The organism is Phreatobacter stygius (genome assembly GCF_005144885.1).
In the GTDB taxonomy this organism is placed as follows: domain Bacteria; phylum Pseudomonadota; class Alphaproteobacteria; order Rhizobiales; family Phreatobacteraceae; genus Phreatobacter; species Phreatobacter stygius.
In genome coordinates, this window is sequence record NZ_CP039690.1 from 6,955,315 (window position 1) to 6,978,808 (window position 23,494).

At 66.5% G+C, this 23,494-nt stretch carries 23 protein-coding genes; 8 read left to right on the forward strand and 15 right to left on the reverse strand.

Going from position 1 to position 23,494, the window contains the following annotated elements; genetic code table 11:
• Nucleotides 1–93: 93 nt before the first annotated feature.
• From glmU to tpiA, 8 genes are all read right to left on the reverse strand, one after another.
• Entirely contained in the window at nucleotides 94–1,461 is a 1,368-nt protein-coding gene (glmU, locus tag E8M01_RS32850) for a bifunctional UDP-N-acetylglucosamine diphosphorylase/glucosamine-1-phosphate N-acetyltransferase GlmU (protein WP_136964020.1), read from the reverse strand.
• 37 nt (nucleotides 1,462–1,498) lie between these two features.
• Complete coding sequence (gene kdsA / locus E8M01_RS32855; protein ID WP_136964021.1) at nucleotides 1,499–2,332, reverse strand: 3-deoxy-8-phosphooctulonate synthase; 834 nt, start codon at nucleotides 2,330–2,332, stop codon at nucleotides 1,499–1,501.
• Nucleotides 2,333–2,379: 47 nt separating this feature from the next.
• Complete coding sequence (locus tag E8M01_RS32860; protein ID WP_136964022.1) at nucleotides 2,380–3,540, reverse strand: glutathionylspermidine synthase family protein; 1,161 nt, start codon at nucleotides 3,538–3,540, stop codon at nucleotides 2,380–2,382.
• A 1-nt stretch (nucleotide 3,541) separates the two neighbouring features.
• On the reverse strand, nucleotides 3,542–4,054 hold the full coding sequence (locus E8M01_RS32865) for a hypothetical protein (RefSeq protein WP_136964023.1): 513 nt from the start codon (nucleotides 4,052–4,054) through the stop codon (nucleotides 3,542–3,544).
• A gap of 10 nt (nucleotides 4,055–4,064) precedes the next feature.
• Nucleotides 4,065–4,469: a DUF350 domain-containing protein gene (locus E8M01_RS32870; protein ID WP_136964024.1), complete on the reverse strand. Its 405-nt coding sequence runs from the start codon at nucleotides 4,467–4,469 to the stop codon at nucleotides 4,065–4,067.
• 105 nt (nucleotides 4,470–4,574) lie between these two features.
• On the reverse strand, nucleotides 4,575–6,203 hold the full coding sequence (locus E8M01_RS32875) for a CTP synthase (RefSeq protein ID WP_136964025.1): 1,629 nt from the start codon (nucleotides 6,201–6,203) through the stop codon (nucleotides 4,575–4,577).
• 172 nt (nucleotides 6,204–6,375) lie between these two features.
• Entirely contained in the window at nucleotides 6,376–6,819 is a 444-nt protein-coding gene (gene secG / locus E8M01_RS32880; RefSeq protein WP_136964026.1) for a preprotein translocase subunit SecG, read from the reverse strand.
• A gap of 214 nt (nucleotides 6,820–7,033) precedes the next feature.
• Nucleotides 7,034–7,786, reverse strand: a complete 753-nt coding sequence (tpiA, locus tag E8M01_RS32885; protein ID WP_136964027.1) for a triose-phosphate isomerase — start codon at nucleotides 7,784–7,786, stop codon at nucleotides 7,034–7,036.
• A gap of 153 nt (nucleotides 7,787–7,939) precedes the next feature.
• Between tpiA and E8M01_RS32890 the strand changes: the two genes are divergently transcribed.
• From E8M01_RS32890 to E8M01_RS32915, 6 genes are all read left to right on the forward strand, one after another.
• On the forward strand, nucleotides 7,940–9,823 hold the full coding sequence (locus tag E8M01_RS32890) for a peptidylprolyl isomerase (RefSeq protein WP_170182180.1): 1,884 nt from the start codon (nucleotides 7,940–7,942) through the stop codon (nucleotides 9,821–9,823).
• Nucleotides 9,824–9,855: 32 nt separating this feature from the next.
• Nucleotides 9,856–11,373, forward strand: a complete 1,518-nt coding sequence (gene trpE / locus E8M01_RS32895) for an anthranilate synthase component I (protein WP_136964029.1) — start codon at nucleotides 9,856–9,858, stop codon at nucleotides 11,371–11,373.
• The gene (locus E8M01_RS32900; RefSeq protein WP_136964030.1) at nucleotides 11,370–11,969 is read left to right on the forward strand and encodes an anthranilate synthase component II; all 600 of its coding nucleotides are present in this window, start codon (nucleotides 11,370–11,372) and stop codon (nucleotides 11,967–11,969) included. Before trpE ends, E8M01_RS32900 begins: the two co-directional genes overlap by 4 nt.
• Complete coding sequence (gene trpD / locus E8M01_RS32905) at nucleotides 11,969–12,985, forward strand: anthranilate phosphoribosyltransferase (protein ID WP_136964031.1); 1,017 nt, start codon at nucleotides 11,969–11,971, stop codon at nucleotides 12,983–12,985. The genes E8M01_RS32900 and trpD overlap by 1 nt, the downstream gene beginning before the upstream one ends.
• 18 nt (nucleotides 12,986–13,003) lie before the next feature.
• Nucleotides 13,004–13,792 (forward strand): indole-3-glycerol phosphate synthase TrpC, encoded by a 789-nt coding sequence (trpC, locus tag E8M01_RS32910; RefSeq protein ID WP_136964032.1) that lies wholly within the window; start codon nucleotides 13,004–13,006, stop codon nucleotides 13,790–13,792.
• A 179-nt stretch (nucleotides 13,793–13,971) separates the two neighbouring features.
• A complete protein-coding gene (locus E8M01_RS32915) occupies nucleotides 13,972–15,171 on the forward strand; it encodes a vWA domain-containing protein (RefSeq protein ID WP_136964033.1) in 1,200 nt (399 codons plus the stop codon).
• A 119-nt stretch (nucleotides 15,172–15,290) separates the two neighbouring features.
• Here E8M01_RS32915 and E8M01_RS32920 read toward each other — a convergent pair whose 3' ends face one another.
• Nucleotides 15,291–15,629, reverse strand: coding sequence for a phasin family protein (locus E8M01_RS32920; protein ID WP_136964034.1), 339 nt, complete (start codon nucleotides 15,627–15,629; stop codon nucleotides 15,291–15,293).
• Between the two features lie 439 nt (nucleotides 15,630–16,068).
• On the opposite strand from E8M01_RS32920, the gene E8M01_RS32925 reads away from it, so the two are divergent.
• Nucleotides 16,069–17,640, forward strand: a complete 1,572-nt coding sequence (locus E8M01_RS32925) for a D-alanyl-D-alanine carboxypeptidase (RefSeq protein ID WP_136964035.1) — start codon at nucleotides 16,069–16,071, stop codon at nucleotides 17,638–17,640.
• 30 nt (nucleotides 17,641–17,670) lie between these two features.
• Here E8M01_RS32925 and E8M01_RS32930 read toward each other — a convergent pair whose 3' ends face one another.
• Together E8M01_RS32930 and E8M01_RS32935 are read right to left on the reverse strand one after the other, a co-directional pair.
• Nucleotides 17,671–18,390, reverse strand: coding sequence for a DnaJ domain-containing protein (locus E8M01_RS32930; RefSeq protein ID WP_136964036.1), 720 nt, complete (start codon nucleotides 18,388–18,390; stop codon nucleotides 17,671–17,673).
• Between the two features lie 25 nt (nucleotides 18,391–18,415).
• Nucleotides 18,416–19,156: a vWA domain-containing protein gene (locus E8M01_RS32935; RefSeq protein ID WP_136964037.1), complete on the reverse strand. Its 741-nt coding sequence runs from the start codon at nucleotides 19,154–19,156 to the stop codon at nucleotides 18,416–18,418.
• 260 nt (nucleotides 19,157–19,416) lie between these two features.
• On the opposite strand from E8M01_RS32935, the gene E8M01_RS32940 reads away from it, so the two are divergent.
• Complete coding sequence (locus E8M01_RS32940) at nucleotides 19,417–20,493, forward strand: Kelch repeat-containing protein (protein WP_215908837.1); 1,077 nt, start codon at nucleotides 19,417–19,419, stop codon at nucleotides 20,491–20,493.
• A 24-nt stretch (nucleotides 20,494–20,517) separates the two neighbouring features.
• Here the strand turns inward: E8M01_RS32940 and sugE are convergent, their stop codons facing one another.
• The 4 genes from sugE to mce all read right to left on the reverse strand — a co-directional run bounded on the left by sugE (nucleotide 20,518) and on the right by mce (nucleotide 23,444).
• Nucleotides 20,518–20,838 (reverse strand): quaternary ammonium compound efflux SMR transporter SugE, encoded by a 321-nt coding sequence (gene sugE, locus E8M01_RS32945; RefSeq protein ID WP_136964038.1) that lies wholly within the window; start codon nucleotides 20,836–20,838, stop codon nucleotides 20,518–20,520.
• A gap of 126 nt (nucleotides 20,839–20,964) precedes the next feature.
• Nucleotides 20,965–22,296, reverse strand: coding sequence for a proline--tRNA ligase (gene proS, locus E8M01_RS32950; protein WP_136964039.1), 1,332 nt, complete (start codon nucleotides 22,294–22,296; stop codon nucleotides 20,965–20,967).
• Nucleotides 22,297–22,770: 474 nt separating this feature from the next.
• Nucleotides 22,771–23,043: a DUF1467 family protein gene (locus tag E8M01_RS32955; RefSeq protein WP_136964040.1), complete on the reverse strand. Its 273-nt coding sequence runs from the start codon at nucleotides 23,041–23,043 to the stop codon at nucleotides 22,771–22,773.
• Nucleotides 23,040–23,444 (reverse strand): methylmalonyl-CoA epimerase, encoded by a 405-nt coding sequence (mce, locus tag E8M01_RS32960; RefSeq protein WP_136964951.1) that lies wholly within the window; start codon nucleotides 23,442–23,444, stop codon nucleotides 23,040–23,042. The genes E8M01_RS32955 and mce overlap by 4 nt, the downstream gene beginning before the upstream one ends.
• Nucleotides 23,445–23,494 lie beyond the last annotated feature (50 nt).

A 23,494-nucleotide genomic window follows, 5' to 3' on the forward strand; every position in this document is an offset into this window, starting at 1 on the left:
GACCAATCCCCCTCATCCTGAGGTGCGAGCTCTTGCGAGCCCCGAAGGACGGCTAGCCGAAGTGCAAGGCCAAGTCCTCGCACCTCGCAAAAACTACCCGCCGCGGGCCTTGCGTTCGGCCCGGCGCGTCTTGTTGGCGCGGATCTTCTCCGCGCCGCGCTCTGGGATCGTCGCCTGGCGCGGCCGGCCGAAGGCCAGCGCGCCGGCCTCGACATTCTGGGTGATCGTGCTGCCGGCGGCGATCAGCACCTCGTCGCCAATGGTCAGCGGCGCGATCAGCGTCGAATTCGAACCGACAAAGACATCCCGGCCGATCACCGTCGGGTGCTTGTCGGCGCCGTCGAAATTGCAGGTAATGGTGCCGGCGCCGATATTGGTGCCCTCGCCGACCGTCGTATCGCCGAGATAGGCCAGGTGATTGGCCTCAACCTTCGGCGCGAGCACGCTGCGATTGACCTCGACGAAATTGCCGATATGGACCTTCTCGCCGATCCGGCTTTTCGGCCGGATGCGCGCGAACGGGCCGATCACCGCGCCCGACGCGACATGGCAGCCGGCCAGATGCGAATAGGCGCGGATGCTGACATCGCTGTCGATGCTGACGCCCGGGCCGAACACGACATGCGGTTCCAGCACGACGTCCTGGCCGATCACCGTGTCGAAGCTCAGGAACACCGTGTCGGGAGCTGTCATGGTGACGCCCGCGCGCATCGCGGCGGCGCGCAGGCGGCCTTGCGCGATCGCCTCGACCTCGGCGAGCTGCACCCGGTCGTTGACGCCGCGCACCTCCTCTTCGGGGGCCACCACCACCGCCGTCGGCAAGCCCGCGGCGCGCGCCAGCGCCACCACGTCGGTCAGGTAATATTCACCCTTGGCATTGCCATTGCCGACCTGTTTCAGCAGCGCCAGCGCATGGGCGCCGGCAAGCGCCATCAGGCCGCCATTGCACAGCGTGATCAGCTGCTCGGCCAGCGATGCGTCCTTGTGCTCGACGATGCCGGTCAGTTCGCCCTGGTCGATCACCAGCCGGCCGTAGCCGGTCGGGTCGGCGGCCTCGAAGCCGAGCGCCACGACGGCGGCGCCCGCCGCCACCGCCTGGCGCAACCGGCCGAAAGTCTCCGGGCGCACCAGCGGCGTGTCGCCAAAGGCGATGATCACGTCGTCATAACCTTTGGCCAGCTCGGTTTCGGCGTGAAGCACGGCATGGGCCGTTCCGAGCCGTTCGGTCTGGACATGAATGGTCGCGGCCGGCACCAGCCGCCGCGCTTCGGCAGCGACATCGTCGCGGCCCGGGCCGACCACGACCGCCGCGGCGGTGCCGCCAGCACCCGCCACCGCGTTCAGCACATGGCCGACCATCGACAGGCCTGCGATGTCGTGCAGCACCTTGGGTTTGGCCGATTTCATGCGCGTGCCTTCGCCGGCGGCGAGCACGACGGACAGGCAGGTGCGGTCGGTCATCGAGGATATCCGGTTCGAATCGTCGGCGATTTTGCCGTCAGGCCAGCCCTTTGGCGAGCTTGTCGAAGCTCACCAGGGTTTTCAGCAGGCTCTCCATGTCGCGCAGGGGCACCATATTGGGCCCGTCGGACGGCGCCTTGTCCGGATCCGGGTGGGTCTCGATGAACACGCCGGCAACGCCGACCGCCACCGCCGCGCGCGCCAGCACCGGCACGAATTCGCGCTGGCCGCCCGACGATGCGCCCTTGCCGCCGGGCTGCTGCACCGAATGGGTGGCATCGAAGATGACCGGCGCGCCGGTCTCCGCCATGATCGGCAGGCCGCGCATGTCGGTGACCAGGGTGTTGTAGCCGAACGAGGCGCCCCGCTCGGTCACCATGACATTGGGATTGCCGGCTTCCGTCACCTTGGCCGCGACATTGGCCATGTCCCAGGGTGCCAGGAACTGGCCTTTCTTGACATTGACCGCGCGGCCGGTTTTCGCGGCGGCGACCAGAAGGTCGGTCTGGCGGCACAGGAAGGCCGGGATCTGCAGGATATCGACCACCTCGCCGACCGGCGCGCATTGCTCGATCTCATGGACATCGGTGACCACAGGCAGGCCGAGCGTCTGCTTGATCTCGGCGAAAATCGGCAGCGCGGCCTTTAATCCTATGCCCCGGGACGATTTTCCAGAGGTCCTGTTCGCTTTGTCGAACGAGGATTTGTAGACGAGGCCAATGCCGACCCGCGCCGCGATCTCTTTCAGCGCAGCCGCCACTTCCAGCGCGTGCGCGCGGCTTTCCATCGCACAAGGGCCGGCGATCAACGCCAAGGGCAGGCGGTTGCCAAAGCGGACGGAACCGACGGTGACGGTCGTTTGCGCGGTCATGGGCTTCTCCGGATCGGAGAGGGTTCTGGCAGACCGCAGCCGCCGGATCAACCGATGATCGCGTGGGGCACGAAGCGCGACATGTTGCCGGTGACCAATCCCTTGTCCTCGCGGATGCCGATGCCGGCCGGCTGGTCGTCGACGATCCACGAGCCGATCACCGGGCGCATGCCGTCGAACACGGCCTCGGGCGCCAGCGCCTGGACGATGCGCGGCAGGTTCTGGTAGGGCCCTTCCGGCGCCACCGCGGTGACGCCGCCCTTGCGGATCTCGATATTGGCGCCTTCGCGCGACATCAGCGGCTTGGCGACATAGGTGTTGCCGAGCGACTTGGCCGCCGCATCCTCTTCGAAATAGGCCTCGAGCAGGTTCGGATGGCCGGGCGCCAGCCGCCACAGCTCGGGCAGGATCGCCTTGGTCGACAACAGCATCTTCCAGGCCGGTTCGATCCACACCGTCGAGGTCAGCGGAATCGAGACGCCGAACGGCTCGTGGATCAGCCATTCCCAGGGATAGAGCTTGAACAGGGTCTGGATCGGCCGGTCCTGCTCGTCGACGAAACGGCCCTGCCCGTCCCGGCCGATGCCGGCAATGTCGATCAGCACCACCTTGTGGCCGGCGGCGGTTGCGCATTCCGAGAGATATTCGACGGTCTTGCGATCCTCGATCTCGGTGGAATAGGCGGTCATGTGCATCGGGCCGACGCGCGGCCAGGCGGCGAAGCGGGCGATCAGCTTGTCGTGCAGGCTGTTGAACTGGTCGGCGTTCTTGGGCAGGACGCCGGCCGCCATGCGGTCCTCGAGCCACAGCCACTGGAACACCGCCGCCTCGTAGAGCGCGGTCGGGGTATCCGCGTTGAATTCGAGCAGCTTGGGCGGGCCATTGCCGCCATAGGCAAAATCGAACCGGCCATAGAGGCTCGGATCCGAGCGGTTCCAGCTCTCGGCGATCCAGTTCCAGAAATTCGAGGGTATCTTCAGGCGCTTGAGATAGGCCTCGTCGCGCACCGCCCGGCCGACCAACTCGCCGCACAGCGCCACCATTTCCGTCGCGGCATGTTCGAGGTCGTCCTCGATCTCGCGCATGGTGAACAGATAGGCCGCGCTCTCGTCCCAGTAGCGCTCGCCGTCCGGCATCGCATAGGCAAAGCCGTATTCATCCGCCAGCGCGCGCCAGTTCGGACGTTCCGCCATGGTTTTGCGCTGCATGTCAGCTCCCGCTCGAGCCGGACATGGCGTGGGCCGTGGATCCGAAGCCGGCGCGCTGGACGCCCTGGCTCTGGTTGGCGGTCGACCAGCCCGACGAGGTCCCGCCCGAGGAATGGCCGCCGCCCCAGAAATAATAGGATCCGGACGACCCCGAGCGGCAGGTGCGGCCGGCGGTGAAGGTCCGGCCGGACATGTCGACATAACTGCCGCCGGCGGCCGCACGCAGCGGTTGATGCTGCCACGTCCCGGCGCTGTTCTGGGTCAGTCCGACCGCCGGTGCCCCGCCGGCGAAGACGGTGGCGCAGCTCGGCCCCGGCACCGACGCCTCGCATTGCTGGGCGGTCGTGGCGATCCGGTTGGTCGTGTTGCAGTTGCGCTGGCCACCAAGGCCGAAACCATTGGTCACGGCGAGTGCGCCGACGCCAACCACCGCGATCGCGCCGAGCCCGGCGGGCGACAGCAGGCGCGAACGCTTTTGGTCGGGATTGTCAGGGCGGGGAGATTGCATGGTCATGGCGCGACCCTCAAGTGGTCATCGACGCCGCGGCAAGCTGGCCGGCGGCAATGGACACACCGGCCAGCCAGATGCCGGCCGGCAGTTCGCCGTCTTCGATCCGCCGCGTCAGGTCCTTGAACACCAGTTTGACGAGCAGGTAGACGCCGAGCTGAACCAGCAGCGAAACGGCGGCCCAGATCGCATTGTCGAGGATCGACACCGAATATTCGATGGAGCTCGCCAGCGGCAGCGAAAAGCCGACAATACTGCCGGTGAAGGCAAGAGCGCAGGCGACATTGCCCTGGCGCATCAGGGCGATCTCGTCATGCCCGGTCAGCCAAGTATAGATCCAGACGAAGATGGCGACGAAACCGATCGCCATGACGAAATGCGCCAGGAATGCGGGAAACCCCGATAGATAATCTGCGATCATGAGCCAGCCCCAGCCAAATCGGATGAGGCATGCTAGGGCAGGATTGTTTCCGGTTGAAGCCGTCAATCGGCGAAGCCGATGACGTGCAAGGGGGCGAATGGCTGATCAGACCAGCCTCGACTGCACCTTGGCCGCCTCGATGAACGAACGGAACAGCGGATGCGGCTCGAACGGCCGGCTCTTCAGTTCAGGGTGATATTGCACGCCGACGAACCACGGATGCTCGGGATATTCGATTGTTTCGGGCAAGACGCCGTCGGGCGACAGGCCGGTGAACACCAGGCCCTTGTCCTCGAGCCGCGCCTTGTAGTCGAGATTGACCTCGTAGCGATGGCGGTGGCGCTCGGAAATCATGTCGGAGCGATAGATCGCGGCGATCTTGCTGTCCGGCTTCAGGTGCGCCGTATAGGCGCCGAGCCGCATGGTGCCGCCGAGATCGCTCGCCTGGTTGCGCTTGACCAGCTCGTTGCCCTGCAGCCACTCGGTCAACAGGCCGACCACCGGCTCGGCCGTCGGGCCGAATTCGGTCGAATTGGCGGCAGCAATGCCGGCGAGATTGCGCGCCGCCTCGATCACCGCCATCTGCATGCCGAAACAGATGCCGAAATAGGGCACCTTGCGCTCCCTGGCGAATTGCGCCGCGCGGATCTTGCCCTCGGCGCCGCGCTGGCCGAAGCCGCCGGGCACCAGGATGCCATGGACATGTTCGAGATAGGGCGAAGGATCTTCCTTCTCGAACACCTCGCTCTCGATCCAGTCGAGATTGACCTTGACCCGGTTGGCCATGCCGCCATGGGCCAGCGCCTCGATCAGCGACTTATAGGCATCCTTCAGCCCGGTATATTTGCCGATGATGGCAATGGTGACCTCGCCTTCCGGATTGTGCACCCGGTCGGAGACATCGGCCCAGCGGCGCATGTCGGGGCCGCCCGTCGGCTCGACGCCGAAGGCGCGCAGCACCTCGTCGTCGAGGCCGGCGCGGTGATAGGCGAGCGGCACGTCGTAGATCGAGGCGGCGTCCTGCGCTTCGATCACCGCCGAGGGACGGACATTGCAGAACAAAGCGAGCTTCTTGCGCTCGCCTTCCGGGATCGGCCGGTCGCAGCGACACAACAGGATGTCGGGCGCGATGCCGATCGAGCGCAGTTCCTGCACCGAATGCTGGGTCGGCTTGGTCTTGAGCTCGCCTGCCGAGGCGATGAACGGCAGCAGCGTCAGGTGCACATAGATGCTGTCGCCCTTGGGCAATTCATTGCCGAGCTGACGGATCGCCTCGAAATAGGGCAAGCCCTCGATGTCGCCGACCGTGCCGCCGATCTCGACCAGGACGAAATCATAACCCTCGTTGCCGGTGCGGACGAAATCCTTGATGGCGTCGGTGACATGGGGAATCACCTGGATCGTGGCGCCGAGATAGTCGCCGCGCCGCTCCTTGGTGATGATGTCGAGATAGATCCGGCCGGTGGTGATATTGTCCTGGCGGGTGCAAGGCCGGCCGGTGAACCGCTCGTAATGGCCAAGGTCGAGATCGGTCTCGGCGCCGTCGTCGGTGACGAACACCTCGCCGTGCTGGGTCGGGCTCATCGTGCCCGGATCGACATTGAGATAGGGATCCAGCTTGCGCAGGCGGACCGAATAGCCGCGTGCCTGAAGCAAGGCGCCAAGCGCCGCCGAGGCAAGCCCCTTGCCCAGGGACGAAACCACGCCGCCGGTGATGAAAATATACCGCGTCATGGGGCTTCCTCTTTAAAGCTCTCAGTGCGATTCGGGTAGCGCCATGCGTCGCGATGACGCCCGCACTCCCACAAAAAAACGAGGGCCGGTTGCCCGGCCCTTGCTGTGATCACGTCCGGCGCCCGAAAAGCGCCTTATGGCAGATGCCCGGACTGACGTCCGGGGTCGCCGGTTACCGCGAGGGCGCGGCCGGCGGCTGCGAACCGGGCGCTGCCGGGGGCTGCGAACCCCCCGGTGCGGCCGGCGGCTGCGACAGGCCGCGAAGCCCTTCGAGCACGCCCGTGCCACCACCCTGCCCCGACGGCGGAACCTGCGGAGCTGCCGGCGCGCCGGGCACCGCGGGAGCGGATGGAGCCGCCGGTGCCGTGCCCTGTTCCAGGATGGAGCGCGGCCCGCGGGCCTGGGTGGCAAGCAGAGCCAGCACGATCGAGGTGAAGAAGAAGGCCGCCGCCAGAATGGCGGTCGCCCTGGTCAACACATTGGCCGTGCCGCGCGACGACATGAAATTGCCGCCGCCGCCCATGCCGAGGCCACCGCCTTCGGAGCGCTGCAACAGAACAACGATGATCAGTGCAATCACGATCATCAGATGGACGACGAGAATGACGGTCTGCATGGAGGCTCGACGGTCCTTCGAGATAAGGAAAGCGGGTCTCTACACGATCGAATTGGCCTTGCCTACCCCGGATTGCCCAGGAATGCGGCAAGCTTCATTCGCCTGGGGAAAGCCCGGCCGAAGGCCGCCCGCAGCCTTCGACTTAGCCTCCATATGGGCGCGCCCGCGGCCATTCGCCAGCCGGGCAAGACTGCCCTGCGGCAAGCCGCCGCCGTCAGCGATAGGCCGCGGCGATTCCCAGGAAGTCCGCCGCCTTCAGGCTGGCGCCGCCGACCAGGGCGCCGTCGACATTGGCGACCGCCATCAATTCCTTGGCGTTGGACGGCTTGACCGAGCCGCCATAGAGAATGCGGATGCCCGCCGCCTGCTTGCCGTGGCGCTGGATCAGCTTCTTGCGGATCAGCGCGTGGACCTCGGCGACATCGGCCGCGGTCGGCGTCAGGCCGGTGCCGATCGCCCAGACCGGCTCATAGGCGACAACCACGGCTTCCGGCGTGGCATCCTCCGGCACCGAGCGCTGAACCTGCCGGCCGACGACGGCGAGCGTCTTGCCGGCCTCGCGTTCGGCACGGGTCTCGCCGACGCAGACGATGGCCGTCAGCCCGGCGCGGATCGCGGCAAAGGCCTTGGCCGCGACCAGCGCATCGGTCTCGGCATGATACTGGCGGCGCTCGGAATGACCGACGATGACGGCGGTGGCGCCGCTTTCGACCAGCATGTCCGGGGCGATGTCGCCGGTGAAGGCGCCGGTGGTCTCGGTGTGGCAGTCCTGCGCGCCAATGGCGATGCGGGTGCCGAGCGCGCTGGTCGCGGCCAGTTGCAAAAGGGTCGCCGGCGGGCAGATCATCAGATCGACCTTGCCGCGCAGCGTCGCGTCATAGCCCTCGGCCATGGCGCCGATTTCCTCCAGCGCCTTCTTCGAGCCATTCATTTTCCAGTTGCCGGCGACTAGGGGACGCAGCGCCATCAAGACCTCCTCGGTTGTTTCGCGGCTTGCTACCAGATGGCGCGTTTCAGGGCTACCGCGCGACCTTGCCCGAACCAGGGGTGGTCACTATGCTCCGCCAACTTTTTTGGGGCCCCACGGGCTCACGCCGTCATAACCGGAGATCGCACGGGCATGCTGACCGGCATTCGCACCACCTTCGCCACGGGCTTCATGCGTCTCGTGCTCATCGCCTTGATGAGCCTGCTCGTCGGCAGTTTCGCGATCTGGGGCATCGGCGACATTTTCCGCGGCGGCACATCGACGACACTGGCGACCATCGGCGGCACGCAGGTCTCCCAGCAGACCTTTCAGACCATGTATAATCGCGAGGTCCAGAACCTCGGCCGCATGCTCGGCCGCGGCGTGACGCCGGATCAGGCGCGCTCGTTCGGCATCGACCAGCGCGTGCTCAGCCAGCTCGTCACCGACGCCACGCTGGACGAGCGCGGCCGCCAGCTCGGCCTCGGCATCGACGACGCCACGATTCGCAACCGTATCGTCACCTCGCCGTCGTTCCGCGGGCCGACCGGCCAGTTCGACGTCAACACCTTCCGCGAGCTGCTGCGCCAGAACGGCTTCACCGAGCAGGCCTATATCGATAGCGAACGCCGGGTGGCGGTGCGCCAGCAGATCGCCGGCGCCATTTCCGACAAGCTCGGCACGCCGCAGGTGCTGCTCGATGCCATGGCGCGCTACCAGGCGGAAACCCGCACCGCCCAGTTCGTGACGATCGGCGCGCGCTCGGCTGGCGACGTGCCGGCCCCCGATGCCGCCACCCTGCAGACCTTCTTCGACGCGCGCCGCGCCGCCTTTCGTGCGCCGGAATACCGCAAGCTGGTGATGCTGACCCTGTCGCCCGAAGAACAGGCGGCCTTTGTCGAGGTTCCCGCCGATCAGATCGACGCCGAGGTCGCCCGCCTGCGCGACACCGCCGAGAAGCGCACGGTCCAGCAGATCACCTTCGCCAATGCCGAAGAGGCCGCCGCCGCCTCGGCGCGCATCAAGGCCGGCCTTGATTTCGCCGAGCTGGCCAAGGAACGCAACATTTCCGACACCGACCTGACGCTCGGCACGCTGTCGCGCGCCGAGATAACCGATCCGCCGGTCCGCGACGCGACTTTCGCGCTCGCCGAAGGCACTGTCAGCGAGCCGGTTCGCGGCAGCTTCGGCACCGTGCTGCTGCGGGTCACCAAGGCCGAGCCGTTCAACGCCGAGGCCATGCGCGAGCAGGCCCGGATCCGGCTCGCCCGTGAACTGGGGCGTGTCGCGGTGAACGACCTGCACGACAAGATCGAGCGCGAGCGCGCCAGCGGCCTGCCGCTCGCCGACATCGCCAGCAAGGTCGGCCTGGCGGTGAGCGTCGTCGACGCCGTCGACCAGAGCGGCCAGGACCCGTCCGGCGCCCAGCTCAACCTGGTCGGTGGCGCCGAATTGCTGCCGGCCGCGTTCCGCGCCGATGTCGGCATGGAGAACGAGGCGGTCCAGGTCCGCCAGACCGGCGCGTCGATCTGGTACGAAGTGGCCGCCATCACGCCGGCGCGCGACCGCGCGCTCGACGAGGTCAAGGACCGCGTCGAGGCCCGATGGCGTGAGGAAGAGGTGAAGAACCGGATCGCCAAGGCGGCGACCGAGATGACCGAGGCGGTCCGCCAGGGCAAGACGCTCGCAGAGCTCGCCCAGCCGCTCGGTCTCGAGGTCAAGACCAGCGGCGCGCTCACCCGCACGGCGACTGAAGGCGATTGGGGTTCGGGCGCTGTCCAGACCCTGTTCGTCACGCCCAAGGGCAGCGTCGCCAATGCGCCAGCCGCCGACGGCATCGACCGGATCGTCTTCGTCACCCTGGATGTCGCGCTGCCGGCCAATGCCCCGGTCGATGCGCGAACCCAGGCCCAACTGACCCAGTCGATCGAGGACGACATCCTCGGTCAATATATCGCGCGCCTGCAAAAGGACTTCGGTGCCAACGTCAATCAGACGGTGCTGCGCCGCGCGATCGGAGCCGGCGACGGCGGCTAGACGCCGCCCTGTTCGCCCTCGGGAGAACGACCATGCAGATCGAACCGGCCTTCGAGGCCTTTGCGTCCGTTCACGCCACCGCCAAGCCGCAGGTGGTCTGGACGACCCTCGTTTCGGACCTGGAAACCCCCGTCTCGGCCTATCTCAAGATCGCCGGATCCAGGGCCAATGCCTTCCTGCTCGAATCGGTCGAGGGCGGTGCGGTCAAGGGCCGCTACTCGATCCTCGGCCTGGAGCCCGACCTGATCTGGCGCTGCCGCGGTTCGGTCGCCGAGATCAACCGGCGCCCGGGCGCCGACCGGGCCGCCTTCGCGCCGCTGCCGGAAGCGCCGCTGGTCGAGCTGCGCAAGCTTTTGGCCGAAAGCAAGATCGACATTCCCGACCGGCTGCCGCCCATGGCGGCCGGCGTGTTCGGCTATCTCGGTTACGACATGGTCCGCCAGATGGAGCATTTGCCGGATATCAATCCGGACCCGCTCGGCCTGCCCGATGCCTTGTTCATCCGGCCGACCGTGGTGCTGGTCTTCGATGCGGTGAAGGACCAGATCACCGTCGTCACCCCGGTCCGCGCACAGGCCGGCCAGGCCGCCAAGGCCGCCTATGACCGCGCCGTCGACCGGCTGATCGCGGTGGTCGACGCGCTCGACACGCCGCTCGACAAGCAGACCCCCCTGCCCGACCATGCCGAGATCATGGCGGGCCTCGTCTCGAACACCAGCGAGGCGGATTATTCGGCCATGGTCGACCGGGCCAAGGACTATATCGGCGCCGGCGACATCTTCCAGGTCGTGCTGTCGCAGCGCTTCTCGACGCCGTTCCAGCTGCCGCCGTTCTCGCTCTACCGGGCGCTCAGGCGGGTGAACCCGTCACCCTTTCTCTATTATCTGGCCTTTGACGGCTTTTCGGTCGCCGGTTCCTCGCCCGAGGTCCTGGTCCGGGTGCGCGACGGCCAGGTGACCATCCGCCCGATCGCCGGAACCCGGCCGCGCGGCGCGACGCCGGCCGACGACAAGCGGCTGGGCGAAGATCTGCTGGCCGATCCGAAGGAGCGTTCCGAACATCTCATGCTGCTCGATCTCGGCCGCAACGATGTCGGCCGGGTCTCGAAGATCGGCACGGTCAATGTCACCGACCAGTTCTTCCTCGAGTTCTATTCGCATGTCATGCACATCGTCTCGAATGTCGAAGGCGAGCTGGATCCCAGGCACGACCTGATCGACGCCATGGCCGCTGGCTTCCCGGCAGGCACCGTGTCGGGTGCGCCGAAAGTCCGCGCCATGCAGATCATCGACGAACTGGAGAAGGAAAAGCGCGGCCTCTATGCCGGCTGCGTCGGCTATTTCTCCGCCACCGGCGCCATGGACACCTGCATCGTGCTGCGCACCGCTGTGGTCAAGGACGGCGTCATGTATGTTCAGGCCGGCGCCGGCATTGTCGCCGACAGCGTCAACGCCATGGAACAGGCCGAATGCGTCAACAAGGCCAAGGCCCTGCTGACCGCGGCCGATGAAGCGGTGAAGACGGCGGCGCGCGCCGGGAGGGGCCAGTGAAGATCACCCTCATCGACAATTACGACAGCTTCACCTGGAACCTGGTCCATTATATCGGCGGCCAGGGCGCCGAGGTCGAGGTCGTCAGGAACGACAAGATCAGCGCCGACCAGGTGATGGCGACCGATCCCGACGCCATCGTGCTGTCGCCCGGCCCCTGCACGCCGAACGAAGCCGGCATCTGCCTGGAGCTGGTCGACAAGGCCTCGGCGACCATTCCGATGCTGGGCGTCTGCCTCGGCCACCAGGCCATGGGCCAGGCCTTCGGCGGCACGGTCATCCGGGCGCCAGCGCCGATGCATGGCAAGCTCTCCGAGATCAGCCATTCCGGCCGTAGCGTGTTCCGCGGCATCAACGGCAAGTTCCAGGCGACCCGCTATCACTCGCTGACCGTCGACCGCCTCAGCTGGCCCGGCGACCTGGAAATCACCGCCGAGACCGCCGACGGCGTCATCATGGGCCTGATGCACAAGCAGCGGCCGGTGCACGGCGTGCAGTTCCACCCGGAAAGCATCGCCTCCGAGCACGGCCACCGGATGATCGGCAATTTCCTGGCCCTCGCCACCGAATGGAACCAGGCCCGGAGGCGACGCTGATGGAACAGTTCAAGTCCCTGATCGCCACCGTCGCCGGTGGCGCCAGCCTCGACCGCGCCGAGGCCGAGCGCGCCTTCAACATGATCATGTCGGGCGAGGCGACGCCCTCGCAGGTCGGCGGTTTCCTGATGGCGCTGCGCGTGCGCGGCGAAACCGTCGAGGAAATCACCGCCGCGGTCGCCACCATGCGCGCCAAGATGGTGCGGGTCGACGCGCCGGCCGAGGCGGTCGACGTGGTCGGCACCGGCGGCGACGCCTCCCATTCGCTCAACATCTCGACCTGCGCCGCGTTCATCGTCGCCGGCGCCGGCGTGCCGGTGGCCAAGCACGGCAACCGCGCGCTGTCGTCGCGCTCGGGCGCCGCCGACTGCCTGATGGCGCTCGGCGTCAGGATCGACCTGACGCCGGAGGCGATCTCCCGCTGCATTCGTGACGCCGGCATCGGCTTCATGTTCGCCCCGGCGCATCATCCCGCGATGAAACATGTCGGCCCGACCCGGGTCGAGCTCGGCACCCGCACCGTGTTCAACCTGCTCGGCCCGCTGTCCAATCCGGCCGGCGTCAAGCGGCAGATGGTTGGCGTGTTCTCGCACCAATGGGTCGAGCCGCTCGCCGAAGTGCTGAATAATCTCGGCTCGACCCGCGCCTGGGTCGTCCATGGTTCGGACGGGCTCGACGAGATCACCGGCACCGGCCCGACCGCCGTGGCCGAACTCAGGGACGGCCGCATCTCGACCTTCCAGATCAGCCCTGGCGATGTCGGGCTCGCGCTCTGCGCCACCGGTGCGTTGAAGGGTGGCGATGCCGGCTACAATGCCGATGCGCTGCGCGCCGTGCTGACCGGCGCCAGGAACGCCTATCGCGACGTCGCGGCGCTGAACGCCGCCGCGACCCTGGTCGTAGCCGGCAAAGCAGCGACCTTGCTGGAGGGTTTCGCCATGGCCGAGGCCTCGATCGATGGCGGCGGCGCGGCGCTCCGGCTCGAACGCCTGATCGCCATATCGCATGCCGAATGAGCTGGGGACGCCGCCGCCATGGCCGATATCCTGAAGACGATCGAGACCTATAAGCGCGCCGAAATCGTCGCGGCCAAACAGCAGAAGGCCTTCGCGGTCATCGACGCCGAGGCGCGCCGGGCCGCACCCGTGCGCGGTTTCGCCCGGGCCATCGAGGCGACCATCGCGGCAGGCCGCAAGGCGCTGATCGCCGAGATCAAAAAAGCGAGCCCGTCCAAAGGCTTGATCCGTCCTGATTTCGACCCGCCGGGGCTCGCCAGGGCCTATCAGGCCGGCGGCGCGACCTGCCTGTCGGTGCTGACGGATGCGCCGTCGTTTCAGGGCGCGCCCGAGTTCCTGACCGCCGCCCGCGCGGCAACGACGCTGCCGGCGCTGCGCAAGGACTTCATGCACGACGTCTACCAGGTCGCCGAAGCCCGCCTCTGGGGCGCCGACTGCATCCTGGTGATCATGGCGTCCGTCGACGACGCGCTCGCTGCCGACCTGGTCGCCGCCGCCACGGACTACGGCATGGACGCGCTGATCGAGGTGCATGACGACGCCGAGCTCGACCGGGCGCTGCGCCTGCCCTCGCGGCTGATCGGCATCAACAATCGCAACCTGCGGACGTTCGAGGTGACGCTGGCGACATCCGAGCGCCTGGCGCCGCGCGTGCCGAAGGACCGGATCATTGTCGGCGAGAGCGGCATTGCCACGCCGGCGGATGTCCAGCGGCTGGCCGCCATTGGCATCCGGACTTTGTTGGTCGGCGAAAGTTTAATGCGCCAATCTGACGTTGCGGCAGCGACCAGGGCCCTCCTGACGTAACACGACCTAACGTAAAGCACTGTTTCGGCGGGTTTCCAGCATTCTTCCGGAGGCTCTAGGTAAATGTCAAGTTAATATCATCGGTAAAATCAATCAACAATTGAATCCCGTCCGATTCCGATTGCTTATTTTGTCGTCTCTATTGTGCTCCTGGGTCGTAGACACAGGATCACTCCTTGATGTGGAACTTTTTTCGGCAATTTCGCGATGATCATCGTGGCGCCATAGCCGTCGCCTTCGCCGTCGCCCTGTATCCCATCATGATGATGATCTGCGCGGCGGTCGACCTGAGTCGCGTCAGCCAGCAGGACGCGCGCCTGCAGGCGGCCGTCGATGCCGCGGCGCTGAGCGTGGCGCGCCAGGTCGCGGACGGCAGGCTGACCGGCGATCTGAATGCCGCGGCGCGCGCCGTCGTCGAAGGCAATATCAATCCGAGCATATTGACCGGCCTTGCCGTCACCGCCGTGCTGGATGGCCCCGCCGTCAGGGTCAACGGCAGCGGCCAGATCAAACCGATGGTCGCCAACCTCCTGAGCGACGGCAACCTGACCATTTCCGCCACCGCCAGCGCCATATGGCGCACCAAGAAGATCGATCTCGTGCTGGTGCTCGACAATACCGGCTCGATGGCGAGCGCCAACAAGATGACCGCGCTCAAGACCGCCGCCACCAACCTGATCAACACGCTGCAGGCGGTGTCGACCAACCGGCCCGATGCGGTCCGGATCGGCATCGTGCCTTTCGACACCCAGGTGAATGTCGGCACGGCCTATCGCAACGAAACCTGGCTGCGCTACCCGAGCAATCTGACCGCGAGCAGCTGGACCGGCTGCGTCATCGACCGCGACCAGTCCCACGACGTCAGCGACACCACTCCGACATCGAATGCGACGAATTTTCCCGCCCGCAACTGTTCGACCGGCAAGCTTGCCACCATCCTGCCGCTGACCAACGACTGGACCGCCTTGACCAACAAGGTCGCGGCGATGAACCCCTCGGGCAATACCAATGTCACGATCGGCCTGGTCTGGGGCCTGCATATGCTGACGCCGTCGCTGCCCTTGACCAATGCGCGCACGCTGGCCCAGGAGCCCGATCTCGAGCGGATCATCATCCTGCTGACCGATGGCGACAACACCCAGAACCGCTGGTCCACCACGGGTTCCGAGATCGACGCGCGCACCGAACTCGCCTGCGCCAATGTCAAGGCCAACGGCATCCGGCTCTACACGGTTCGGGTGGTCGACGGCGACGCCGCGATGCTGCGCCGCTGCGCCTCGGAGACGACGATGTATCATTCGGCCAGCACCGCCGAGCAGGTCGTCCCGGTGTTCCAGCAGATCGCCGGCGAGATCAGCCGGCTGCGCCTGAGCCAGTAGGCGCGAGCCAGCAAGCCCTGCTGGCGCGGCATGAAAAAACCCGGCGCAAGGCGGCGCCGGGTTTCTTTTATCGGTCTGGCTGGCATCGGCCGCGCCCCGGGGGGCGCGGCGGGACGCGGTCACTTCGCCGCGGCGGCCTTGCCGAACACACCCTCGTAGGGCTTGTAGATTTCTTTCGCGAGATCCGAATAGAGCTCGCCGATCTTGGTGGCGCGGGCGACCGCGGTCTCGTAGGCCGACTTGACCAAGGTCGACTGCAGTTCGATCGCCTTGTCCAGGCTCTTCACCGCGGCGAATTTCTCGACCGCCGCCGAGCTCTCCTCGAAAGATTTCTTGGCATAGTCGACAACCTCGGCGGTGATCGCCTGGTAGCCCTTGGTCACTGCGGTCAGGCTCTTGACGGTCCGGTCGAGGCCGTCTTTGCCAAGCTTCTGCACGTCATCGAAATTCTGCAACATGACATGGCTCCTGCGGCGGCTGCGCCGCTTTGGTTTAATTTTCCGCCAGGACGACAAACCCGGAAGACATATGTCCCCTAGCCGTCTTGCTGCACTGCGTCAATCACGCCTTTGCATCGCAACATGAGGAATATCAACGCTCTAAGACTGATCGAGCGATCAGCGTGCCGGCTTCAATTCGCAACTCCGCCTGATTCGCTTAACCAACTGGCAACCGCGACGCATTACCGTCTGCCTCACGTTCCCGTAATCGACGGGGGCGGCGTGAAGAGTACGGCTGCGTATCGCCGATAGTGGTGTTGCGTCGCCGGCGGCCCTTAACCGGGGTCGTCGGTTGCGCAAAGCCGGTCGAGCCGCGCCTGACCTCCAAACGCGAGGGACAGGGACGCGGACCGGTCGCCAGAAGGCACCCCGGCCGCCTGCAGTCAGGGGTGGTGCAATGGCGACCACAATCGGCGCCGGTCGGACCGGATCGGGACGTATTTTCCGGCAGATCGCCGCGATGGCCGTCACCGCAGGTTTGATTGCCAGCGCCCTGCCGAGCCAGGTCGAGGCTCGCCCGCGCCGTTACGACGGCTACATGCCGGCCTATGCGGCCATCGTCATCGATGCCAAGACCGGCCAGGCGCTGCATTCCGAAGCCGCCGACGCCCACCGTTTTCCCGCGTCCGTCACCAAGGTGATGACGCTTTATGTCCTGTTCGAACAGATCGAAGCCGGCCGCTTCTCGCTGCAGTCGCCGCTGCGCGTCTCGGCGGAGGCCGCCAGCCAGCCGCCCTCGAAGATCGGCGTGCGTGCCGGTTCCACCATTACGGTCGAGGAGGCGATCCGCGCGCTGGTGACCAAATCGGCCAATGATGTCGCCGTGGTCATCGCCGAGAACATTGCCGGCGACGAGGAGCGTTTCGCCAGCCTGATGACCCGCCGCGCGCGCGCCATCGGCATGAGCCGCACCACGTTCCGCAACGCCTCCGGCCTGCCGGATGCCGAACAGATGACCACCGCGCGCGACCTCGCGACGCTCGGCCGGGCGATCCAGGATCATTTCCCGCGCTACTGGAGCTATTTCCAGACCTATTCCTTCGCCTATCGCGGCGTGAACCACCGCAATCACAACCATCTGCTCGGCCGCGTCCAGGGCGTCGACGGCATCAAGACCGGCTATACCCGCGCCTCCGGCTTCAATCTCCTGACCTCGGCGCGCCGCGGCGACCGGCAGCTCGTCGCCGTCGTCCTCGGCGGCCGTTCGGGCGGCTGGCGCGATGCCCGCATGCGGCAGCTGCTGGAAGCCAATTTCCCGCAGGCCTTTGCCGGCCGCCGCACCGCCCCGATGGTGGCGCGCGCCAGCGAACCGGAGAACCGCGCGCCGACACGCATCGCGGTCGCGGCCCAGGTGCCGGTGCCCGGACGGCGCCAGCCGATCGCCGCCCCGATGCCGATCACGCCGATGGCCGCGGCCGTCGTCGCCGCCGGCCAGACCCGTGGCGGTGCCTCATCCGGTGCTTCCGCCGCGGCGCCGGTCACCGCCAGCGCCCAGGCGCCGCGCCAGGTCATCCGCGAAGAGACCGCCCCGGCGCCGGTCGCCGCCTCGCTCGCCGCGGCGAATGCCTATGCCGCCACCCTGCCCGGCAATCCCAATCCGCGCCCCGGCGTGCTCGGCCAGCTGCATTCCTCGCAGCTGACCACCGCTTCGGTGTCGCCGCGCTCGGTTCAGATGGCCTCGGCGTCGGGCCAGACGCCGCAGACCGAGGTCCTGCCCCAGCGCCGCGGCGAATGGTCGATCCAGCTCGGCGCCTTCCCGACCGAAGCCGCCGCCCAGGCGACGCTGAAGGAAGCCCGCGAGACCACCGGCCGCCAGCTCGGCTCGGCCGATCCCTATACCGAGCGTGTCGAGCGCAGCGGCATGACGCTGGTCCGCGCCCGCTTCGCCGGCTTCGATCGCGCCAGCGCCGACGCCGCCTGCCGGGTGCTGAAGAACAACGACTACGACTGCATGCTGGTCCGCAACTAAAGCGGATCCGACGAAGCCCGGATGAATGTGTCAGGAGTTCCGGCGATGGTTGTCCAGGAGAATGTCCTTGGCCTGGTTGACGCGGGAAGCGAGCCACGTCGAGCCCCCTTGGTCGGGGTGCAGTTTCTTCATGAGCGTACGGTGCGCGCCACGGATGGCCTGCTCGTCCGCCCCCGGCTGAAGGCCAAGGATCTGGTAGGCCTCCTCTTTGGTCATCGCGCTCGAAGCCGGCGGGCCGCTTTGCCCCGCACCCGCATTGCCCTCAGCGTTTTCACGCCAGCGGGGGTCTCGGCGGTCAAGATAAGCTTCGAGTAGAGCCGCGCTCTCGCCGTCGATCTCGGCGAAAGCCTGCAACAGGCGGGCGATCGGGATCTGTTCCAGCGTCTGGCCGGCGAGCGAGCCGGCGACGAACCGGCCGGACATCCGGCCGGTATCGAGATCGAGCTCCATCTCGACGAAACGCGAACGCACGCTGGAGGTCTGGCGCGGCGTCTTGGTGCCGGCCTGACCCCAGCCGCCGAGCATGCCCTGGCCCGGGATCAGGCCGAGCAAGGTGGCGCCGGCGATCGCCGCGGGAATCGCCAGCTCCCACTGGCCGCGGGTCAGCAGAAACAGCCCGAAAACGATCGCCGCGACGCCGCCGATCTTGCGCATCTGCGCCGACAGCCATTTCGGATTGGCGCCGAGAATGGCGTTGAGACCGCCGGAGAAGACGATCAGCGCAATCACGCCTGCGATGAAATAGGTCATGGCGCGGATCTCATGCGAACTTGGCTCACTTCATTTGCCCGAGCAGCAGCTGGGCACCGCGCGCGCCCTTGGCCGACGCATCGGTCAAGGCGGCGCGCCCGCCCGAGGCGAAGATCGCCACCGCCTTGAGCAGTTCGGCGAGCTGGGCTGCCGCCCCCGGGTCGAACCGGGCATAGGCTCCGCGGGTGATCCGCGCAATCTCCCGATAGGCCTGCTCGGCCGAGGGATCGCCACCTTCCTGGAACAGGAAGACCGGCACATTGGCAAGCCCCAGCCGTCCGGCCTTGGCGCAAAGATCGTCCAGGCTCTCCTCCATGGCGTCGCCGACATAGACCAGGGCATGGATCCTCTTGTCGCTCGCCTCCTCGGCGGCGTGGCTGAGCACGCGTCCGATCTGGGTCTGTCCGCCGACACACTGGATCTTCTGCATCAGCCCGGCGAGCTGGCCGGCTTGCGCCACCCAGCCGGAAGCGCGGCATTCGCCGACCCCGCGAAAGAAGACCAGCTGGATGTCGAGCGATCCGACCTTGGCGGCTTCGGTGAACATCTGGCCCTGGATCGCGCAGGCCATGTCCCACATCGGCTGGCGGCTCATCGTCGCGTCGAGCGCGAAGATCAGCCGGCCGCGCTCGCCGGCGACCTTCGGCCGGCCGACCGCCGCCGCGGTCTTGAGGAAAGCGGAAATATCTGCGGCACCCGCGGTCGGCACGCTGCCGGCCTTGGCCTTGGAGGGATCGACGATACCTGAGGGATCTTTGGGACTCATGCCCTTGAATCTGGCGCAGCCGCGGTTGAATGCAAGCCGTCAGGCGGTCGCGGGGCTTGATACCCCATGTGTTTCTTTGCCCCACCATCCGGCGCGAGGCGACACAAGCGCCTGTGGCCGCGCGAATTCGTGATTGGCATTCATGCCTGGCGCAAACGATTTCATTGGCGATTTCTCCTTTGGCATATGACGATCACTCCGCTTTTGGCCTGCCGCGACGTCGCTCGGCCGGCAGTCCTTGCCCGCGAGGAGGTCTCCCGATGGCTCATCTGTCCCGCCGCTTCATGGTTGCCGGCGGCCTTGCCGTTTTCACCAGCCCGGTCCTGGCCCAGCACCAGCATCACCAGGGCCAGTTCGAGCGCCTGAGCCAGCCAGGCAGGGTCGACCTGCCGGCGATCCATCACGAACAGGTGGTCAGCGATAGCCCCGCGCCGAAAGCCGCGACCCAGGGGCGCTGGATCGATCGTGCGCCGCTGCCCGTCCCGCGCACCGAAATGGCCTGGGGCGCCGAGCGCCAGGGCAAGATGCACCTGGTCGGCGGTTATGCCGAACAGCGCGTCGACCGGCAGTATCACCACGTCTATGACGCCGCGGCCAACCGCTGGATCGCCGCCGCCGAGCTGCCGCGCGGCGCCAACCATGTCGGCGTCGCGGTCGCCGGCAACCGGCTCTACGCCATTGGCGGCTTCATCGAGCAGAACCGCACGCCCCATGCCGACTGTTTCGTCTATGGCGTCGATGGCGACACCTGGTCGAAGATCCGGCCCCTGCCCGAGGCCTGCGGCGCCATGGCCTGCGTGACCATTGGCGATACGGTCCATGCCATCGGCGGCGCGGTCGGCAACAGTTTCGAGAACCGGAAGTCGATCGACTGGCACCTGGTCTACGACCCGAAGGACGACAGCTGGACCCGGCGCGCGCCGCTGTTCCTGGCGCGCGACCATACCGGCACCCTGGTGGTCAACGGCCTGATCCACGTCGTCGGCGGCCGGGTCGACAGCTTCCTGACCAATTCCAACCTGCACCACAGCTACGATCCGAAGACCGATCGCTGGACCGCGCGCACGCCCTTGCCCACCGCCCGCTCCGGCCACGGCGCGGTCTGGTACCGCAACCGCATCTTCGTCATGGGCGGCGAGGGCTGGAACCGGGTCTATGGCCAGAACGAGGCTTTCGACCCGGCCACCGACAAGTGGGAGTCCTATGCGCCCATGCTGACACCGCGCCACGGCACCGGCGCGGTGGTGGTCGGCGACGCCATCCATGTCGCCGGCGGCGGGCCGCAGATGGGCGGCGCCGTCAAGAGCGCCGTGCACGAGGCCTTCACGCTGGGATGAGCCGCCGCCGGCGGCCGGCCGGCGTTACTCCGGCGAGACCAGCTTCAGGCCGGCAATGCCGACGACGATGAGCCCGATGCAGGCGAGCCGCAGAAGTTGCGCGGATTCGCCGAGCAGCGCGATGCCGAGAACGACCGTGCCGACAGTGCCGACGCCGGTCCAGATCGCATAGGCCGTGCCGAGCGGCAGGGTCTTCAGCGCCAGGCCGAGCAGGCCCAGGCTGATGATCATGCTGACGATGGTCAACACCGTGGGGCCGAGCCGGGAAAAGCCGTCGGTATATTTCAGGCCGATGGCCCAGCCGATTTCGAACAGGCCGGCCAGCAATAGATAAACCCAGGCCATGACAGAACCTCCGTCAACGGCAGGGTCGTCCCTACCTCAATCTTTCAGGGGAAACGGCGAGGTCGTCCACGCCGTCGTCTCAGATAGGCCGCCGGCGCCAGGAGTTCAACCGGGCGCGTTTGCGCCTCAGGCGGCAGCCCCAGTGACCCGCGCGACGAAATCCGCCGGGCTGAGCAGTTCGCGCTCGCCGGTATTGCGCATCTTCAGCTCGACCTTGCCTTCGGCCAGGCTGCGCGGGCCGATCATCACCTGGCAGGGAATGCCGATCAGGTCGGCGGTGGCGAATTTGGCGCCCGGCCGGTCGTCGCGGTCGTCATAGAGCACTTCGACGCCCTTGGCCGAGAGCGTGCGGTAGAGCTCCTCGCAAGCCGCGTCGACCGCGCTGTCGCCCTGCTTGAGGTTCAACAGCGCGACATCGAAGGGTGCCACCGCGGCCGGCCAGCGAATGCCGGCCTCGTCGTGGCTCGCCTCGATGATGGCGGCGACCACCCGCGACGGACCGATGCCGTAGGAGCCGCCGTGGACCGGCACCGGCTTGCCGTCGGGGCCCTGGACATGGGCGCCCATCGGCTCGGAATATTTGGTGCCGAAATAGAAGATATGGCCGACCTCGATGCCGCGCGCCGAAACCCGGCTCGCCTCTGGGATAGCGGCATAGGCCGTCTGGTCATGCATTTCCGAGGTCGCCGCATAAAGCCAGGTCCATTTGGCCACCGTCGCCTTCAGGGCGTCGGCATTGTCGAAATCCGTGTCGGCGCCCGGCACCTGGAAATCCAGGTAGTCGCGATGGCAGAAGACCTCCGATTCGCCGGTGTCGGCCAGGATGATGAATTCATGGCTGAGATCGCCGCCGATCGGGCCGGTATCGGCACGCATCGGGATCGCCTTCAGGCCCAGCCGCTCGAAGGTGCGCAGATAAGCGATGAACATCTTGTTGTAGGAATGGACGGCGCTGGCCTGGTCCAGGTCGAAGGAATAGGCATCCTTCATCAGGAACTCGCGCGAGCGCATGACGCCGAAGCGCGGGCGCACCTCGTCGCGGAACTTCCACTGGATGTGATAGAGGTTCAGCGGCAGGTCCTTGTAGGACTTCACATAGGCCCGGAAGATCTCGGTGATCATTTCCTCATTGGTCGGGCCGAACAGCATTTCGCGGTCCTGCCGGTCCCTGATCCTGAGCATTTCCTTGCCATAGGCATCGTAGCGGCCGCTCTCGCGCCACAGGTCGGCCGACTGGATGGTCGGCATCAGCAATTCGATCGCGCCGGAACGGTTCTGCTCCTCGCGAATGATCTTGCTGACCTTCTGCAGCACGCGGTGGCCAAGCGGCAGCCAGGCATAGATGCCGGCGCTTTCCTGGCGCACCATGCCGGCGCGCAGCATCAGCCGGTGCGAGACGATTTCGGCTTCTTTCGGCGTCTCGCGCAGGATCGGCAGGAAATAGCGGGACAGGCGCATCGAAGACCTCTGAAGCACACGCAAGAGACAAACGGCGCCGAAATGGCGCCGCGGATCGGATAAGGCTGAAGCGGCCGGACGACCGCAGTGCGGGAGCGGACTTGACCTGTTTTTGGCCGATTTCGCAAGGGCGAAGCCGGCAGTCCAGCCCGAGTGGATCGGCAAGCACCAAAAAGAAAAGGCGGGATCAAAGATCCCGCCCATTCCAGGTTATGCATCAGAGATTCCTTGTCGTCGCGGTTCATCGCGCCGAAAGTCTCTTCCTTGATTAACCCATGACGGACGTCCCGATGGACGCCACACCTTAGGGGGTCTTCCTCCCAAGACCTGAGCCACGAGACCTTCCCTCTTCGTCGAAGGGGCCTCTTTCTTTGCAGCAAGGGGACGCTAGACGACCAAAATTCGTTTGTCATCAACTTGTGCAGTTGGTGGCGAAAAAAAGTGCACCATAGGACCCTCGGAAGAATACGTATTTCACCCTGCGGCAGGTCTCGGCAGGAGCGGAATGTTCTCCAGGGTCAGGAAGCCGCCGACATAATTGATGTAGAACAGGCTGAACAGCACACTCGCCACCACCGTCGTCCAGATGATGTTGCGCAGCATATGGTGGTGCGCCGGCGCGCCGCGCTCGGTGCCCGGAACCACCCGGCCCTCCTCGATCTGCGAGCGCACGCCGAAGGGCAGGACCACGAACAGCGTGGTCCACCAGATGATGAAAAAGATCGCGATGCTGCTGATGAGGCTCATGCCTGTTCAAGCTCCACGAGAGTGCCGCAGAAGTCCTTCGGATGCAGGAATAGCACAGGCTTGTCATGTGCGCCGATTTTCGGTTCGCCGTCGCCCAGCACGCGCGCGCCCTGCGCCTTCAATTGGTCGCGCGCGGCGATGATGTCGTCGACCTCGTAGCAGACATGGTGGATGCCGCCATCGGGGTTCTTGTCGAGGAACTTGCCGATCGGGCTGTCGGCCCCGAGCGGCTCCAGGAGCTCGATCTTGGTGTTGGGCAGTTCGATGAACACCACGGTGACGCCATGCGCGGCCTGCACGCTCGGCGGGGTCACCTTGGCGCCCAGCGTGTCGCGATAGACCGCCGTTGCCTTCTCGAGGTCGCGCACCGCGATGGCGACATGGTTCAAACGCCCGATCATCCGGACCTCCAGCGCAAGCGAGTTCTGTTCACAAGGGTCACCGCACGTCA